This window comes from Ancylomarina sp. YFZ004, assembly GCF_054254355.1.
On record NZ_JBTCHQ010000001.1, the window covers coordinates 206,915 to 224,411 of the forward strand.

A 17,497-nucleotide genomic window follows, 5' to 3' on the forward strand; every position below is an offset into this window, starting at 1 on the left:
CAGGTCCTATAAGACCTGATTCTATTTACATCCACTTTTTATCTGTACTTTCAATCTTATACAGAATTTGATCCTTTATTCTCAAAGCCTCATCATAGTTTATATAGTCAATTCTTACAGCAGAACCTGCCATTCCTAAAAGTAGGTTTGCTGTTCCATTTCTTCTCTGGAAAATGCTCCTTCTAATGTGAACAGCCTGCACTTTATAGATTTCGATAATGCTATAATCCTTGGCTATTATCCCCGATTGTACTTGAAGGAAATCATGTCCAATTTGGTAAATTCTTCTCTTATAAATTTGATAAGCTATACCCGCTGCAAGAAAAGGAATTAGAGTTTCTAAATACCACACCCAAGTAAACTCAAAGCCCAAAGCAATAATAGGGATACTCGTAAGCAAACAAATAAAGCTAAAATAACGATAGAGAAATACTTTATTCGGTTTTAAATCTATTGTCGATTGAGCAAAGGGATCCTCATAGATCTTGTTACATAACTCCTTAAACTTCTTATCATCACAACCCGGAATACTAACCTTATCTTTCTCCTTACTTACCTCAACACTATTGGCCTGAACCAAATGTATATCTGATATATTCAACAGTTTCTGAATGGGATTTATAGAACGTTTAAGTCTTTGAACCTTAGAAAAAGGGATTGTAATATTCTTTCGTTTCAGTAATCCAGACTGCAAACTAAACGCATTGGAAAAAGATTTCATATTGAAATCGTAATAACGTAAAAAGACCTCAGCCATAGAGATAATCAAACTAATAATAAGAACGAAAATAACGAATCCAACCAAAGCTAAACTACTGGAATGTTCCAAGAAATTTTCGGTTTGATCAGCCGCTAATGTGAGCTCACTCTCAAACAAATCCTTAAGCTGATAGTAGATATTATTTCCGAATGCAAGAATAATAAGCAAGCCTCTTAAGTGGTTTTTAGCAATACTGATACGTAATAAATCTTTAAAAGATAATTGAAGAATAGTCTCTTTTTCTTCTACGAACTCTCCAGTAGCTATGCTTTCTTCTGAGTCAGAAGTTTCCTTTTTGTAGGTTGCAAGTTGCTCCTTCAAGGCTTCGGCAATTTCTCTACTTATAGCATAAATAGCAACTTCTTTCTTTTTAGATCCTGCAGAATCAACTTCCAATTGTACAACGCTTAAAACTTGTTGAACAAGATTCTGTTTCAAATTAATCGATACAATTTTCTCAAAAGGAATGGCAATAACAACACGTTTCAAATACCCCTTGCGTAAGACAAACTCCTTATCCTTTATCAGAAAGTAAAAGTTGTACCAAGTCAAAATAGAATGAGCAATTAGAACCAATACTAAAATCAATAAACCAATCATCCACTTAGGCTCCATCATTTTCGATGCATTTCCCTTAAATACATAAAGCAAAAGTAAAGGCCAAAATATTCGAACAACCTTCTGTACACTCATCAATAAGAAAAAGAGTGTACCTAGAACCGATTGACGTTGTTCGGTGTCAAATGAGTGTTTATGCATCTTGAGTCACCTTTGATGTGATTACTTGTTTAATCTCTTCAGCTGTTTCCAATGAAATACCCTTTAATGATAAATCGTGAGCAGAATTCCCAGCTGTGTAGATTTTCAAAATAGCAAGATCTAACATCTTCGATATAAATCCCTGTCTAATCTCAACATGCTGAATTCGGTTGAAGGGAACCGTAATTAATTTGTGAGTCAGATAACCAGTTCTGTAATGTAAATCTCTTTGGCGAATAGCGTATCCTTTCATAGGAAATCCTAATTGGATAAAAGAAAACTTCGCTAGTAATAATACTAACCATACAAGCAATCCAACTCCGAACCAAATCCAATCAATATCGTCGAATTTAAAATAGGCAAAGCCGATCAATCCTAAACCGAGTGCGAAAAAAATTGCCCATTGAATATTTAGTAGCAACTTATATTTAGGTAATAGTTCAGTAAACTCTAATGTTTCGCTTTTAGGCAAATCAGCAAGCCAAATCTGATCATTTTCAAATTCTGTCGTCATCTTATTTTTCTATTCAATTAAAGAGATTTCATTAACACCGAAAGATAATATTTTTCTCTTGCTTTTATTGTTAAGCTTCAAATTTCTTAACTATAAGTCTGACCACAAAACTGAGAGCTTGCACCGTAAGACTTTGATAGCAGTATACAATAAGCTAGAAAAATACTTACCTACGAGAAGCAAAATTGCTATCTTTGTTTTCGCTATTACAAAATTAATAAACCACAACTGGATCTCATCCAGATTATTCAATCGATTACCCCTATGAATACATACGGAAGAATTTTCAAAATCAGCATATTCGGAGAATCACACGGCAAAGGTGTCGGTATTACTATTGATGGTTGTCCATCAGGCATTGCCCTTACCGAAGAAGATCTATTACCTGATTTGAGTCGACGTAAATCAGGTGCAAAAGGCACAACGCCACGTATCGAAAAAGACTTACCAAGCATACTTAGTGGAACCTTTAAGGGTAAAACAACAGGTGCACCTATTATTATACTATTTCATAATACCAATACTCAATCGAAGGATTATAGCAATTTACTTGATACACCTCGTCCGGGTCACGCCGATTTCGTAGCTCAACACAAGTTTGGCAAAAACAATGATTACACAGGTGGTGGTCATTTCTCTGGACGTATCACTCTAGGTTTAGTTGTAGCAGGAACTGTTGCTAAAAAAATTCTTGGTGATGTTAATATCGAAGCTAACTTGACTGAAATTGGTGGTTCAACTGATTTTGATGCCGCTTTGGATAAGGCGATTAAAAACCACGATTCAATTGGAGGTATTGTAGAATGTAAGGCAAGCAACCTGCCTATCGGATTAGGTGAACCGTTCTTTGATTCTGTTGAGTCTATGATTTCACACTTGATTTTTGCTATTCCTGCAACCAAAGGTATTGAGTTCGGTTCAGGTTTCGATGCAGCTAAGATGACTGGTTCGGAGCACAACGACAATATTCTGTCTGCTGATGGAAAGACTGAAACCAATCATGCTGCTGGAATCAATGGTGGAATTACCAATGGTAACGAGATTGTATTTAGAGTTGCTATTAAGCCAACCTCATCAATTGGTGTGAGTCAGAAAACTATGAACATTTCAACATCTGAGATGGAAGATCTACTGATTGAAGGTAGACACGATGCATGTATTGCTCTCCGAGTACCAGTGATTATTGAAGCAGTAACAGCTATAGCACTTGCCGATCTTAAGCTGCTTGATAAAGCTAGACGATAACATTATACTTTATTAGTTGTTGTCAACAACTAATAAAGTATTCACATAATTACAAAATTTCCATAATTCTCAGAATGAATTATTTTTTATATGTCAATTTTGAAAATTATGTCATTATGGGGAATTGAAACCTTTTTGCTTTAGTATCATACAGTATTAGAACAAGACAAAAAAAAGAGGATGCCAAAATAATTTGACATCCTCTTTTTATATATTGATAACCTGAATTAATAGGTCATAAATGCTAGTTCATGCAACATTGCTTAAATTTCTTTCCAGATCCACAAGTACAAGGATCATTCCTTCCTACTTTTTTATCACTTTTAATTGGAGCCTCTGATTGTGAAAAAATGGCTTCCATCTGTTGGTAATGGTTTTTCCACTCTACATCGCGCATTTCACAAAAAGCAAGGCCTTTTTCAAAATCAGTCGCACGACCTTCCATCACATCAATATAGAACTGTAACTCTACAGCTGTATGTTTCCCTTCAAATTTAGGCAACATCGCCTTAAACTTCTCCAGGGTGCCTTCGTGTTGAATATCTCCGAGTATTCTGATATAATGATCTAACCATTGGAAGTTATCCAAATCTAGAATAGCGAATATGCGATCGAATTGCGCATCAGTAGCATAATACAAAGCCTCGAGACTAAAGATATAAGGTGTTTTGCTTTCCTTATCGATATTCCCTTCAATATATTCCAATACCTTATTCACAAACTCTGTCGGATATGTCTTCGCCATCTGTCCCACTAGATACACAGCTTGCTCGTTCATCAAATCCCAGTCTTCCTCAACACTAAATAGGTTCAATAAATCCTCAGCATAATCTAAATGCAAGTGTTTTTCTGCAACTACTGCATACCATAAAGGTGCAGGTAGCATAATTCTCAATTCATCAGAATAATAAACTGCTCCATTATAGGCATTCTCAAAAGCATATTTCAACTTCTTGATTATTGCTTCATTCGAATCTAAATCTCTAAGATGATCAATAGCCTCATAAGGTATGCCTTGTGCCTTAGTATCGATTGTATTATAAGCTTGTTCGGTAGATCTAATCATAATTTGATATTTGCCACAAAGATATATTATTTGAATAGAAAATAGAGAATAATATTTCTAGAATCTAAGAAATCAGGACAATTCATTATTATGACACAAACCCTCTATTTCTAATAGTTCTATGCAGGTTATCTTTCGTTTATGACTTTGCTTTTCTATATTTACAGTCGCTTTAAAAAAATCAAATGACACGAATCTTATATTACCTCATCATAAAACCACTTTCACTACTTCCTCTTCAAATTTTATATCTGATTTCAGATCTACTATATTTTGTTTGTTATTACTTACTATCCTATAGAAAATCGATCGTACTATCAAATCTAAACGCTTCTTTTCCAGAAAAAAGCAAGACTGAAATCAAGCAAATCACAAAGACATTTTATCAATTCTTCTGTGATTTTATTGTTGAGAGTATTAAATGTTTTAGCATAAGTGAAGAACAAGCTTTAGAGCGTTGTAAAATAAAAAATCCTGAAATTCTAGATGACCTTTATAAGAAAAATAAAAGTATTGTGATGGCATCAGGGCATTATAACAACTGGGAAATGGCAGCTGCTTGCTTAAACCTTACTCTCAAATATCAAGCTGCAGCTCTCTACAAACCACTGAGCAATAAATTTTTCAACAAAAAATTCATAGAATCTAGGTCCAAATTTGGTGTAGAATTGATCCCAAAGAGTGAAGCAAAAGATTATTTTAAAAATATTGATAATCGAAACCTAATAGTAGGTTTTGGTAGCGATCAATGCCCTAAAAAGTCGAAGAACAATTTGTTTTGGACGAGATTTTTGGATCAAGATACAGCAATCATGTTTGGTACAGAGAAGTATGCAGTCGAATTCAACTATGCTGTTATTTTTATGAACCTAACAAGAACCAAACGTGGCTACTATGAAGTTGAGTTTGAAATAATAGAAGAGAATCCGCGTTCAACAGCGTATGGTGATATCAGCAAGAAACACACACATATTCTTGAGAAACAAATCAAACGTGATCCAGCATATTGGTTATGGACACATAAGCGTTGGAAACTCAAAAGAGAAGCTAGCGAAATACTACATTAAAAACTGAAAGGCTATTAGAATACTGAATTCTAATAGCCTTTTTATTATTCTATTTTTTATAAAACTAAGCTGGTAGCTTATAAAAAATCTTGTTCACCATTTTCCAGTTACCTTCAAACTTATAAAGCGAAATATAATCGATATAGGTCAACTTCTTTCCCACATAAAATTCAATTTTTGCCACAGCTGCTGTACCCGTAATATCTATGGATAAAAATTTAATTGTAACTGGCTTTTCTTTTCTTGGCAATTTTCCTTCTTCCAGTTTTTTCACCGTCTTTTCTTTCCATTTATCAATAGGAAGTTTCCACATATTCTCTCCTTCTCCTATTCCTAATAACACAAAGTCGGGATGAATTCCTTGATCTATTTTTTCAAGGTTACCTTCATTTTGTAGACCTTCAACATAAGAAGTTTGAATCACATTCTTAATGGCTTTCTTCTCGTCATCTATGTCTTGAGCGAATGCCATATTGATAACAAAAAACATTACGAATAGTATTGTTATTTTTTTCATTGGTCCTTTTTTAAAGTTAATAACAATCTAAGATACAACATTGTAAAATTAAAGCCATAAAAGTAAAAACAAAAAAAAGCTATCCCTTTCGAGATAGCCTTTCTGAAATATGTTAGAGCTTATTAAAGCGCAGAAACAATACGTTGAGTATCATTAGCAATAACTAATTCTTCATTAGTTGTTACAATCATACACTTCACTTTTGAATCTTCAGTAGAGATAACAGCATCTTTTCCACGAAGACCTTTGTTCTTCTCAAAATCGAAATCTAAACCAAAGTAACCGAAGTTACCAGCAATCTTCTCACGAGAAGTAGCATCGTTCTCACCAATACCACCTGTGAATAGTACCAAGTCAACACCACCTAAAGAAGCAGTATAAGAACCTACAAAACGCTTCACACGATATGCGAACATATCTAAAGCCAATTGAGCTCTTTCGTTTCCTTCAGCAGCAGCATTCTCAAGATCTCTCATATCAGAAGAGATACCAGAAATACCAGCTAATCCTGATTCTTTGTTGATCAAGTTGTTAGTTTCCTGAATAGATAAATCTTTCTTCTCAGCGATATATAATAAAGCACCAAGGTCAAGGTTACCTGTACGTGTTCCCATTAAAAGACCTTCGTTTGGAGTGAATCCCATTGAAGTCTCGATAGATTTACCACCGTCGATAGCACAAACAGAAGCACCATTACCAAGGTGACAAGAAACGATTTTCTTATCTTCGATATTCCATCCTAAGATATCACACGCTTTGTTTGCAACAAATTTATGTGATGTTCCGTGGAAACCATACTTACGAACTTTCAAAGTCTCGTAGCAATCGTATGGTAAACCATACATGAAAGCTTCTTTTGGAAGAGTTTGGTGGAAAGATGTATCAAATACAGCAACCTGTGGTAAACCTGGTAACAATTTCTCAATTGCTAGGATACCTTCAAGGTTAGCAGGATTGTGAAGTGGAGCCAATTCGCAACAAGCTTTGATATTTGCTTTCGCTTCTTCAGTAACAAAAGCAGAATCCTGGAAATATTCACCACCGTGAGCAACACGATGACCTGCAGCGTTAATTTCTTTAATGTCAGAGATTACACCATGATCAGCATCAACTAAAGCAGCAAGTACTAGGTTAATACCAACAGAATGGTTAGGAATATCTTGAACAGTCTTGAACTTATCTTTTCCCTCAGGCTTGTGAGTTAACACACCATTTTCAAGACCAATACGCTCAACAAGACCAGAAGCTAAAAGAGTTGCCTCTTCGCCCATGCTCAAAATTTGATACTTTAATGAAGAACTTCCGCAATTTAAAACTAATACGTTCATTAGATTTTGTTTATTATTTGTTTGATTAAGATTCTTTTTCTGATTCTCAGCTTACATGCCTGCAGCCTGATTTGCTGTAATAGCAACCAAGTTAACGATATCGCTAACTGAACAACCTCTAGAAAGGTCGTTGATAGGAGCAGCCATACCTTGCAATACTGGACCTATAGCTTCAGCACCAGCTAAGCGCTGTACCAACTTATAAGCAATATTTCCAACCTCAAGTGTAGGGAATACTAAAACGTTAGCTCTACCTGCAACTTCTGAATTTGGAGCTTTGCTTGCACCAATTGCTTCAACAATAGCAGCATCAGCTTGCATTTCACCATCAATTAAGAATTCTGGAGCCATTTCTTTTGCCAAACGAGTTGCTTCAACAACCTTGTCAACCATTTCGTGCTTAGCAGATCCCATAGTAGAGAAACTTAGCATAGCAACGCGGGGTTCCATATTAGCAATAGCCTTAGTTGTTCTTGCAGTTGCAACGGCAATTTCAGCTAATTCGCTTGCAGTAGGATTTGGATGAACAGCACAGTCAGCAACAACCAACATACCATTATCACCGAATGTTTTATCCTTTAAGATTAAGATAAAAGCACCAGAAACAACTGAGCAACCAGGCATTGTTTTCACAATCTGAAAAGCTGGACGTAAAACATCTCCAGTAGCATTCTGTGCACCGGCAACTTCACCATCAGCATCACCTGCTTTAATCATTAGGGTAGCTAGATAAAGAGGATCTTTAACAAGCCCCATAGCTTGTTCCATTGTCATCCCTTTCTTCTTACGAAGCTCAACCAAAATCTCAGCATAAGCTTCCATCTTATCATGATTCTCAGGATCGATGATAATTGCTTTAGAAATATGCTCTAAATTCAATCTACTAGCTTCTGATTTGATTGTCTCAGGGTTTCCAATCAAAATAATTTGTGCAATTTTTTCATTCAAAAGGATGTCTGCAGCTTGCAATGTTCTTTCCTCAGTTCCTTCAGGAAGAACAATTTTTTTGTTTTGCAGCTTTGCATTCGTCTTAATCTTTTGCAGTAAGTCCATTGTAAGTCAGTAATTTATGTGTTTTTGTAATCTCGACATTGCGAAATTAGATATAAATGACCAAAATGCATTTCGAAAGCGTCCATTTTAACACATTTTAATCTATATTAATATCCATTCTTGATAAGAATAAATTTTAATATCTTAGTGGGAACTTAGCTAGAATATCTATATCGTTAACAATTGATTAAGACATGGTACAAAGCTATGCATATTAAGACATTCGCATCTTAAAACTTGAAATATTTTCATGCAAACACCAGATAAATTCCAAAACTTCACAGAAACATTCGAAGGTGAATTTCACAGAGATAAAAGCACTCGTTTAATATATGCAACCGATGCTTCAGCCTATAAAGTTTTACCACTTGCAGTTGCCTACCCGAAAAATGAAGCAGATATAAAGAAACTTATCCTCTTTGCAAATCAAGAAAAGCTATCTCTTATTCCACGTGCAGCGGGAACATCACTAGCTGGACAAGTCGTTGGCGATGGTATTATAGTAGATGTTTCAAGATATTTCACAAAAATTATTGAGTTAAATGAAGATGAAAAATGGGTTCGTATTCAGCCAGGCGTTATTCTTGATGAACTAAACCTTTATTTAAAAGATTTCAATTTATTTTTTGGACCAGAAACCTCAACTGCTTCTCGTTGTATGCTTGGTGGTATGTTGGGAAATAATGCCTGTGGCTCGCATTCTCTTATATATGGCAGTACACGAGATCATACCCTGGAAATTAATACAATACTTAGTGATGGTTCAACTGCCACTTTCTCAGCTTTAAGCGATGAAGAGTTTCATGAAAAATGTCGCACAAAAGGAGTTAAGTCGAGCTTAGAAACAAAGATTTACCAACACATTCGTGAGACTCTTGAAAATCCTGAAATTCAGGATACCATTCGTCAAGAATTTCCTGACACTAAAAATCACAGACGCAACACTGGCTATGCTCTCGATCTTCTTTTAGATAGCTCTCCATTTTCGTCAAGTTCCAAAAACTTCAATTTTTGTAATCTCCTTGCCGGATCTGAAGGGACCTTAGCATTTACGACTGAAATAAAACTGAATTTAGTGCCTGCTCCTCCCAAGGAAGTTGCTTTAGTTTGTGCACACTTTGCTTCTCTTGAAGATGCCATACAAGGCAATTTAATTGCTTTAAAATATAAACCTGGAGCCGTCGAGCTGATGGATGATACCATTCTGAAACTTTCTGAAGGCAATCCATTACAAGCAAAGAACCGTTTCTTTATAAAAGGTAAGCCAGGAGCTCTACTTATTATTGAATTTGCTCGTGAAACACAAAAGGAAATTGATGAACTAGCTCAAAAAATGGAAGCCGAGTTTACACTCAACAATTTGGGTTATCATTTTCCAATTGTAAAAGGCTCCGAAAAAATTAAGCGTGTTTGGGACCTAAGAAAATCTGCTTTAGGTGTGCTTTCGAATTTGCAAGGCGATGCCAAACCCGTATCAGTCATCGAGGATACTTCTGTTTTACCTGAAGTCCTTCCTGAATATATTGCAGAATTTAAGATTCTCATGAAGAAACATGAGGTCTCTTGTGTTTTCCATGCTCATATAGGTAGTGGCGAGATACACTTACGTCCTATACTCAACTTAAAACAAGACATTGATAGAGAAAAATTCCATGCCATTGCCCTGGATACGGCTAAGTTGGTTAAAAAATTCAAAGGATCGCTAAGTGGAGAACATGGAGATGGTCGTTTACGTGGTGAGTTTATCCCACTCATGATGGGAGAAATCAACTATCAAGCTTTTAAAGATATTAAAGCTGTTTGGGATCCTAACACTATTTTCAATCCTGAAAAGATAGTGAATACGCCCAAAATGAATACCCACTTGCGTTACAATAACAATCAGGAAACAAAAGAGCTAAAAACCTATTTCGATTTTTCTGCTGACGGAGGTATTATCAGATCTGCCGAACGCTGTAATGGATCAGGTGACTGCAGAAATACACATCTTACTGGTAAATCAATGTGTCCGAGTTATCAGGCAAGTTTAGATGAAAAGAATACGACTCGGGCGAGAGCTAATCTATTAAGAGAATTCTTGACCTATTCTGAAAAGGAAAACCCATTTAATAGTCAGGAGGTCTACGACATTCTGGATTTATGCTTGTCATGTAAAGCCTGCAAATCGGAATGCCCCTCTAATGTGGATATGGCTAAGCTAAAGGCTGAGTTTTTACAGCATTACTATCAGAGCAATGGCATTCCATTGCGTACTCGTCTTATTGCAAATATCAGTAAGATTAATCAACTAGGTGGAATTGCACCCAAGGTATACAACTACGTCAACCAGCATCCGAAACTTGGAAAGCTAATTAAAAAGCAACTAGGTTTTGCACAGGAAAGAAGCATTCCTAAACTGCATGAGACAACATTGAAATCCTGGACAAAAAAACAAAACTCAGTTAGCATTGAAAAGCTAAAACGCGTTTACTTCTTTGCAGATGAATTTACCAATTTCAATGATACAGATATCGGTATAAAAGCTATTCAATTACTTGAAAGATTAGGCTACGAGGTCATTATTCCCAAACATCTCGAAAGTGGTAGAACATACCTATCGAAAGGTTTGGTAAAGCAAGCACAGTCAATTGCCAATAAAAATATCAAGCTCTTAAAAGATATCATTAGTAAAGAAACGCCCTTGGTCGGCATAGAACCTTCGGCTCTACTCACTTTTAGAGATGAATATAAAGATCTCGCCCATCCAGAGCTTAAAACATCTGCTCTTGAGCTTTCAGAGAATTGCCTGATGATTGAAGAATTCCTTTGGCAAGAAATGCAAGCAGGAAGAATCAAAAAAGAACAGTTTACTGATAAAACTAAAGAAGTAAGTTTCCATGGACATTGCTACCAAAAGTCACTAGCCTCTACCCTTCCTGTAAAGGAAGTTTTATCCTTCCCTAAGAACTATACGGCTAATGAAATTGATTCAGGTTGTTGTGGTATGGCCGGCTCATTTGGCTTCGAAGCCGAACACTACCAGCTCAGCATGCAAATAGCGGAACTCAAGCTCCTCCCTGCTGTTCGAAACACAAAACCCACCACACTTTTGGCTGCTTCAGGCACTTCATGCCGACACCAAATTAAGGATGGAAGTCAGCGGGAAGCCCAGCATCCTGTTGAGGTATTATTTGAAGCAAGCGTTTAATAAAATAAGGCATCCGTAACCTTAAAAAACAAAGGGCTATCTGAATTAACAGATAACCCTTATGCTTTGATTTACATTGGCTTACATGACTATAATTTTCTTAGTTGTTGAAAATTGATCGCAATATATTTGAACAAAATAAACTCCCGCTGCAAATCCATTTACATCAATTGTTAAATTATTAATTACCTCTTTAACAAGTATTACTTGCCCTTTCCCATCAAGAATTCTAACTTTTTTTAGATCTGAACCGGGAAGTTCTAACCTAAGGTAATCATATGTAGGATTTGGGTAAATATTAATCTCATCCTCACGAATTTCCTCAATGCCTACCACTAAATTTGTTGTTACTTCAGCATTTTCGCTTATCAAACTTTCATGATAATCAAACTTGGTCATGATCTTAAAATAATAAGAAGTTGCTGATTTTAGCTCAGCTGTGGTATAAGTCGTTGCATCAGCAGAAATTTCGGCATGTTGCGTATAATTCTCACCATCTTGCGATATCATAATATACTGACTAACGCCTGCAATAGAATTAATTTGCCAGTCTAGTTTCACTTCCAAATCTGATGCTAAATTAGCTGTAAGATTTGTAGCTGAATTAAATACGTTTTCACCTAATGTAACAGAAACAATATCGGTCTCCGCCAGATCACCATCAACACCGATAGACTTAAGTCTAAAATAGTAAGTTGTTTCTGGATTCAGGTATTCTGTTGTATAAGTTTCAATATTAGCGTCGATGTCAATAATATACCAATCTTCTTTATCTTCCGAAACCATGATTTCTTGAGATTGATCGGCTCTTGAGTTATCCTTCCATAACAATTTTACTTTTAGATAATCAAAAACCTCAACCTGAAATTCGGTAGGACTAGCAACTGTTGCTGTTGAAGTTGTTTCACTTAGTATTTCACTTTCTTCAGAATTATCGTTTTTATCAATCGATTTTATTTTGAAGTAATAAGTTGTTTCTGCTTTTAAATAATCGGTGGTATAGCTTTCTAAATCAGCACCAACATCAATAGCATTCCACGTTTCTTTATCCTCAGAAATCATAACTTGCTGATATCGTTCAGCCCTAGAGTTATCAAGCCATATCAAATTTACTTTTAGGTGATCAAAAAGCACAGCATTAAACTCGGTAGGCTCTGAAACGGGTAATGTTAAGGTTGATATATTCACCATATCACTTGTGATAGAATCATCCCATTTTCCAACCACTCTAATTTTAAACCAATAATTTGTATTGGGCTCCAAGTCCTGGCTCACAAATGATCCAGAATTGGCATATTCAGTTGCTAAAAGTTCGAAGTTTTCTCCATCTTTAGAATATAATATTTCCTGACGAATCTCAGATACTGACATATCCTCCCACTCCAGTTTTACTTTAAAGTCGTCGGCTAATGTTGCCACAAAATTTTGGACTTTCACAACAGGAGGTGCCGGCGGATCAAAAACAATTACTTCGGCAATATTGGTTTCATTATAATAGCTCTCTTTCTGATAACCAGTACAAACATAAGCCTGTTTGTTTATAATAAAAATCACGGGCTGATTTAGGTTCTTACCCGATTCAACATAAGGAAAAATTGATTCTTCGAACTCCTCTTTAACGGGATCTAACTGATAGAAGCTACCGCTTGAAAATCCACTTAATCCGTAATAAGCTTTATCGCCTATCGAAAAATAACTTGGCGACATGGTGGTATAACCCAATAGCATATCTTGCTCAATCCAAGTGTCGGTTTCAGGCATATATTCCCAAAGATCGTTGGTCATCATCGAGCCATTTTCATAATTCTGACCATTGCCTACATATATTTTGCCTTGCATACTGTATGCTGCAGAAAAAATTCGTTTATCGCCAGGAAAATCATTCTTTCTCAACCAGCTATTTTCAGTAGGATTGTACTCCCAAACCTCATTGGAATAGTTTCCAACCTCATCTCTACCACAGAAAAAGTAGACTTTATTGTTATGAACAACCCATGATGCTAAATCTGTATTTTTCCCTGGGTAATCGGCTACTTGAGTCCATGTGTTATTATCTGGGTTGAATTGCCATAAGTCTACAAATTTATCGGTATCATTCTTTCCAAGTCCCATATATCCTATTCCATCTATGGCAAAACCAACAGCGTTTCTTCTGGCTTCAAAAGGACAGTCATCAAGTCTCCACCATGAATCACTATCTGAATTATACCTCCATAAATCTTTCAATAGCCCATTATTCTCACCTAAGCCAAGGTAACCAGATGAACCAATACTAAAACCAACTGCGCCTTGTCTGGATCCTCCTGCAAAATTGTTTTTACGAATCCAATTTTTATTCAATCCATAAGGATCAGACCCACTTGTTATTTTTACAGTGTTCGTTTTTAATGTCATGTCTTCGAAAAGAGGATTGGTCATTTTGCAATAGAACTCTCCTTTAATCTTGATATAAAATTTACCTGGTTCAATAAGTTCAATCTCATCTTCTTTAAGTTCTGTGCCAAAACTATTATACCATTTAAATACTGTTTTAACACCATCGAACTCTGCTTCGGAAGAATAGTCAACTATACCTATTGACTCCATCGTTTCAAAAATTTCACTTTGATAAGTACAATAATAACTATCAATGCTTAATAATGGAAACAGCTGAGAAAAACTTAAACGGTTAGACTGACAGTTGATAAATACTAACTTCGGATTTTGAGAGATATCTATATTTGTCAAATTGTTCTCGGCACAAGAGAAACGCTTAAGTTTGGGCAGCTGACTTAGATCTATCGTTTCTAATTTATTATCCGTACAAATCAATGTTTCAAGTTCAGGAACTGCTGATAAATCTAATGAGGCAATTTCGTTCCTATCTATGTCTAAATATTTAAGTTCTTTAAGTTCATTTATATTTAACTCAACCAAACTTGGTCGTGCATTGTACCTGTTTAATTTTATTTTTTTAAGTTGACTTAAGGGGCGTAAATCAAGTTTTTCAAACCTGGCAGCTTCAATATTGATTTCGACCACTCTCATATCATCTAGGCTACCTCCCCAAACAACACCTTTCCACTCAGGTTCGTCTGACAACCAATCGTCACGATAAATAAATTCAGAGTTTTCTTCTGCAAGTTGACGTAAAATCTCTATATCTGCTAAATTCTTTTCAGTGCCTTCAACCGTAACAGTTTTGGTTCGTAATGTCATATCCTGAAATAAAACATTAGTCATTTCACAATAAAAAGTACCAGCTATTTTAAAAGTAAACTGACCCGGACCTACTGTTTCAATTTCAGATGATGTTAACTCTGTGCCTGCTGTATGAAACCATTTAAATTCAGTCTTAAAATGATCAAATTCCGACTCGCTACTATAATCAATATTTCCTTTTGTCGTTAACTCATCAAATATCAAGCCCTGTTCTCTCCAGTAAACTTGATTAAAATCTCTAAAATGATAAAGATTGCTAAAACTTAAGGCATTATAATTACAATACCACTGTTCTAACACTGATGGATTGGGTTTTATTAGAGTTGTTAGTTGATTGTACCTACAGCCTAAATCGATTAGCTTATTTAAATTAGTCAGGTCTAGCGACTTTAATTCATTACCTTCTATTCTAAGATTTTCTAAATTAGCAAGCGCAGACAAATCTAGGCTTACCAAATTATTATCCTCAGCATTAAGGTATTTAAGATGAGGTATATTCGTTAAATTCAATTCCAACAACTTATTATTACTACAATCAACTCTCTCAAGGTATTGTAAGCCATCAATATTTAAATTAGAAAGACGTATCTCACTTGACCAGATTGAAGAACAATCAAACTCTACAAGTAGAGATAAAGAGCTTACATCTAAATTTGTAATATTCGATTCTTTCAAGTTTAATATTACAACTCTAGCATCACTTAAACTACCTCCCCATGTAACACCTTCCCATTCGGGGCTTTCAGACAACCAATCATCACGGTAAATAAATTTTGGGTTTTCTTCTGCAATTCCTTTAAGTGTTTTGATATCATCGGTATTGTTGCTAGCTGCTTTTATTGTGACTTTATTGGTACGTAAAGTCAAATCTGGAAATAAGTCATTGGTCATTTCACAATAGAAATCACCTGCCAACTTAAAAGTAAATATTCCTACATCCGTTGTTTCTACCTGATCAGGTGTTAACTCTACGCCTAAACTATTAAACCACTTAAAATTAGTCGCTGTTCCATTCACATCAGCTTCAGAACTAAGATCTACTAGTCCATTAGACACCATCTCGCCAAGTAGAGGCTTTTGTGAAAAATTATTATTATCAATGAATGACTTAAGAGGAAACAGTTTGCTAAATGTCATTAAATTACCAGAAAAGTATAATTCTTTTAGACTTGGATTATTTGAAATATCAATTTCAGATAATTGATTATACGAAACATTTAACTTCTCAATATTAACAGCAGTTGTTAAATCTAGTGTTTCAATTTCATTGACTGAGCAACTAAATACTCTTAATTGTTCTAGTCCTGACAGATTAACCTCTTTTAACTTTGTCTTAATATGATACCAAGAATTGACTTGAATCTTTCTAAGTTCAGTTAAGGCACTTGCATCTAACTTACTCAATTTTCCGTCTTCTATCGATAATTCAACCACTCTGGTATCACTCAACAAGCCTCCCCAAACTACACCTTTCCAATCAGGGTTATCCGATAACCAATCGTCACGATAAATAAACTTTGTATTTTCTTCTGCTATCTTTTTTAGAGCTATTATATCATTCTCGTTTTTATTCTTTCCTAAAATTGAGACAGTATGCGTCGTTAGTACTACAGATGGAAAGAGAATATTTGTCATTTTGCAATAAAACTCTCCTGCAACCTTTAATGAAAACAGACCGGGCTCAAGCATTTCGACTTCTGAAGAATTAAGCTCTACGTCTACATTATTGTACCATTTAAATTCAGTTATATGCCCATCAAACTCTGCTTCACCCCTATAATCAACAATTCCATCAGATTCAGTTGGAGAAAAAACTTTAATGTACTCAGATCCTAATACATGGCTATCAATCACTAAAAGTGGATAAAGTTGAGTAAAAGGAAGCTTATTTGAGTTACAATCAATTACTTTTAAATTTATACAGTTTGAAACATCAATTTGTGTGAGTCTATTATATGTGCAATAAAGTTCTTCCAAATTTACAAAACCAGATAAGTTCAGACTCTCTAGATCATTACTGGAAATATCAAGACGTTTCAAATTTTCCAGGCCTGAAAAATCGATACTTTCTACATAACTCCCACAAAATTTTAAAATTTTCAACTTCTTTAAGCCTGCTACATTAAAATAAGATGGTGAGTCATCACTCCCCCAATTGCCATTATAGAAATCTAGTTCAACCAGCTCCTCTAGTTCTGTTATGTCTAGTCCAGTCATCTTAGAATTTCTTAGAATAAGCTTCTCAACTTTTTTATCACTGGTGGCATCACTCCAAGTCACACCAGTCCATTCTGGGGTGTCATTTAACCAGTCAAGTCTGTGAATAAACAATGAATTATCATTGGCAATTTTCTTTAATACTGCTACATCATCAGTATTATAAACAGGTGTCTCTCCTTGTGACACACCATAAAATGGGATCAAAAACAGAGCAATTAATAGAGTAAAGCTTATTCTCATAATAGATAATGTTTGTTAATATTATCATTTCGTATTTATTGATAAAAACAAAACATTTAAATATAACAATAATTAAATTATTTGATAAACAAATACCAGTAAATTATTTAACATTAACAAAGTTCAATTTTATAAAATCCATTATTTATTAAAAATAATCCGAACATTATCAACTTAGCATCGATATAGCTAAACTCCTACCTGCTGTTCGAAACACAAAACCCACCACACTTTTGGCTGCTTCAGGCACTTCATGCCGACACCAAATTAAGGATGGGAGCCAAAGAGAAGCCTTGCATCCTGTAGAGATTTTGTTTGATGCATTGCTTTAATAATACGA

At 35.2% G+C, this 17,497-nt stretch carries 10 protein-coding genes; 3 read left to right on the forward strand and 7 right to left on the reverse strand.

What is annotated here, in order from left to right; genetic code table 11:
* Positions 1–25: 25 nt before the first annotated feature.
* Both ACXR6G_RS00895 and ACXR6G_RS00900 read right to left on the reverse strand, forming a co-directional pair.
* Positions 26–1,519: a PH domain-containing protein gene (locus ACXR6G_RS00895; RefSeq protein ID WP_458359512.1), complete on the reverse strand. Its 1,494-nt coding sequence runs from the start codon at positions 1,517–1,519 to the stop codon at positions 26–28.
* The gene (locus tag ACXR6G_RS00900; RefSeq protein ID WP_458359513.1) at positions 1,512–2,033 is read right to left on the reverse strand and encodes a PH domain-containing protein; all 522 of its coding nucleotides are present in this window, start codon (positions 2,031–2,033) and stop codon (positions 1,512–1,514) included. The genes ACXR6G_RS00895 and ACXR6G_RS00900 overlap by 8 nt, the downstream gene beginning before the upstream one ends.
* Before the next feature lie 264 nt (positions 2,034–2,297).
* Here ACXR6G_RS00900 and ACXR6G_RS00905 point away from each other — a divergent pair, with 264 nt between their 5' ends.
* A complete protein-coding gene (locus tag ACXR6G_RS00905; protein WP_458359514.1) occupies positions 2,298–3,278 on the forward strand; it encodes a chorismate synthase in 981 nt (326 codons plus the stop codon).
* A gap of 244 nt (positions 3,279–3,522) precedes the next feature.
* Here the strand turns inward: ACXR6G_RS00905 and ACXR6G_RS00910 are convergent, their stop codons facing one another.
* Entirely contained in the window at positions 3,523–4,344 is an 822-nt protein-coding gene (locus tag ACXR6G_RS00910; RefSeq protein WP_458359515.1) for a YecA family protein, read from the reverse strand.
* 185 nt (positions 4,345–4,529) lie between these two features.
* Between ACXR6G_RS00910 and ACXR6G_RS00915 the strand changes: the two genes are divergently transcribed.
* Positions 4,530–5,411 (forward strand): lysophospholipid acyltransferase family protein, encoded by an 882-nt coding sequence (locus tag ACXR6G_RS00915; protein WP_458359516.1) that lies wholly within the window; start codon positions 4,530–4,532, stop codon positions 5,409–5,411.
* Between the two features lie 64 nt (positions 5,412–5,475).
* Here ACXR6G_RS00915 and ACXR6G_RS00920 read toward each other — a convergent pair whose 3' ends face one another.
* The 3 genes from ACXR6G_RS00920 to pta form a co-directional block, all read right to left on the reverse strand.
* Positions 5,476–5,928: a nuclear transport factor 2 family protein gene (locus ACXR6G_RS00920; protein WP_458359517.1), complete on the reverse strand. Its 453-nt coding sequence runs from the start codon at positions 5,926–5,928 to the stop codon at positions 5,476–5,478.
* Between the two features lie 122 nt (positions 5,929–6,050).
* Positions 6,051–7,256, reverse strand: a complete 1,206-nt coding sequence (locus ACXR6G_RS00925) for an acetate/propionate family kinase (RefSeq protein ID WP_458359518.1) — start codon at positions 7,254–7,256, stop codon at positions 6,051–6,053.
* 51 nt (positions 7,257–7,307) lie between these two features.
* Positions 7,308–8,309: a phosphate acetyltransferase gene (gene pta / locus ACXR6G_RS00930; protein WP_458359519.1), complete on the reverse strand. Its 1,002-nt coding sequence runs from the start codon at positions 8,307–8,309 to the stop codon at positions 7,308–7,310.
* A 250-nt stretch (positions 8,310–8,559) separates the two neighbouring features.
* Here pta and ACXR6G_RS00935 point away from each other — a divergent pair, with 250 nt between their 5' ends.
* Complete coding sequence (locus ACXR6G_RS00935; RefSeq protein WP_458359520.1) at positions 8,560–11,496, forward strand: FAD-binding and (Fe-S)-binding domain-containing protein; 2,937 nt, start codon at positions 8,560–8,562, stop codon at positions 11,494–11,496.
* 81 nt (positions 11,497–11,577) lie between these two features.
* Here the strand turns inward: ACXR6G_RS00935 and ACXR6G_RS00940 are convergent, their stop codons facing one another.
* Positions 11,578–17,157, reverse strand: a complete 5,580-nt coding sequence (locus tag ACXR6G_RS00940) for a T9SS type A sorting domain-containing protein (protein WP_458359521.1) — start codon at positions 17,155–17,157, stop codon at positions 11,578–11,580.
* Positions 17,158–17,497: the final 340 nt, after the last annotated feature.

Coding starts and splice junctions, on each gene's coding strand:
- ACXR6G_RS00895 (WP_458359512.1), bottom strand. CDS start 1,519: ATGCATAAACACTCATTTGACACCGAACAACGTCAATCGGTTCTAGGT.
- ACXR6G_RS00900 (WP_458359513.1), bottom strand. CDS start 2,033: ATGACGACAGAATTTGAAAATGATCAGATTTGGCTTGCTGATTTGCCT.
- ACXR6G_RS00905 (WP_458359514.1), top strand. CDS start 2,298: ATGAATACATACGGAAGAATTTTCAAAATCAGCATATTCGGAGAATCA.
- ACXR6G_RS00910 (WP_458359515.1), bottom strand. CDS start 4,344: ATGATTAGATCTACCGAACAAGCTTATAATACAATCGATACTAAGGCA.
- ACXR6G_RS00915 (WP_458359516.1), top strand. CDS start 4,530: ATGACACGAATCTTATATTACCTCATCATAAAACCACTTTCACTACTT.
- ACXR6G_RS00920 (WP_458359517.1), bottom strand. CDS start 5,928: ATGAAAAAAATAACAATACTATTCGTAATGTTTTTTGTTATCAATATG.
- ACXR6G_RS00925 (WP_458359518.1), bottom strand. CDS start 7,256: ATGAACGTATTAGTTTTAAATTGCGGAAGTTCTTCATTAAAGTATCAA.
- pta (WP_458359519.1), bottom strand. CDS start 8,309: ATGGACTTACTGCAAAAGATTAAGACGAATGCAAAGCTGCAAAACAAA.
- ACXR6G_RS00935 (WP_458359520.1), top strand. CDS start 8,560: ATGCAAACACCAGATAAATTCCAAAACTTCACAGAAACATTCGAAGGT.
- ACXR6G_RS00940 (WP_458359521.1), bottom strand. CDS start 17,157: ATGAGAATAAGCTTTACTCTATTAATTGCTCTGTTTTTGATCCCATTT.